Genomic DNA, 676 nt, shown 5'->3' with positions numbered 1-676 from the left:
AGTTGAGTCCCCGATAGTGGTGTAGCGCAGTGACCGTCATCGTCCCGGTAGTGGACATGGGTGCGGCCACCGCGTGATCCTTCGAGCGAACCTCTCACAGCACTCTCGAATGGAGTCATCACGATGACCGCACCTCACATTGTCGACCCTCATGGCCTGTTGAGCGAAGCCCTGTCCGAAGCATCGCCCGACATGATGCGTTCCCTGTTGCAGACCATGATCAACGCGTTGCTGTCCGCGGATGCCGATGCCGTGGTTGGCGCGGAGTATGGCCGGGCCACTCCTGGGCGGGCGGCACAGCGAAACGGGTACCGCCACCGCGGCCTCGATACCCGCGTCGGCACCGTCGATGTCGCAATCCCGAAACTGCGCTCGGGGACCTACTTCCCCGAGTGGCTCCTCGAGCGTAGGAAGCGCGCCGAGTCCGCGTTGATCACGGTCGTCGCGGACTGCTACCTCGCCGGGGTGTCGACCCGGCGCATGGACAAGCTCGTCAAGACCTTGGGGATTGACTCGTTGAGCAAGTCGCAGGTCAGCCGCATGGCGGCCGACCTCGACCAGATCGTCGAGGAGTTTCGCCACCGGCCCCTGGCCGATGCTGGGCCATTCACGTTCGTGTCCGCCGACGCGCTGACGATGAAGGTCCGCGAGGGCGGGCGGGTGATCAACGCCGTCG

At 64.9% G+C, this 676-nt stretch carries 1 protein-coding gene; it reads left to right on the top strand.

Annotation, left to right across the window (positions count from 1 at the left end):
- Positions 1 to 123 precede the first annotated feature (123 nt).
- Positions 124 to 676, top strand: a 553-nt coding sequence (locus ABC138_RS17575) for a transposase (RefSeq protein ID WP_345914472.1), incomplete at its 3' end; no start/stop codon positions are given.

The organism is Janibacter sp. LM, from assembly GCF_039631275.1.
Lineage (GTDB): Bacteria > Actinomycetota > Actinomycetes > Actinomycetales > Dermatophilaceae > Janibacter > Janibacter terrae.
Note: the sequence above shows the minus strand (reverse complement) of the source record. Positions and strands in the feature narration are given on the sequence as shown.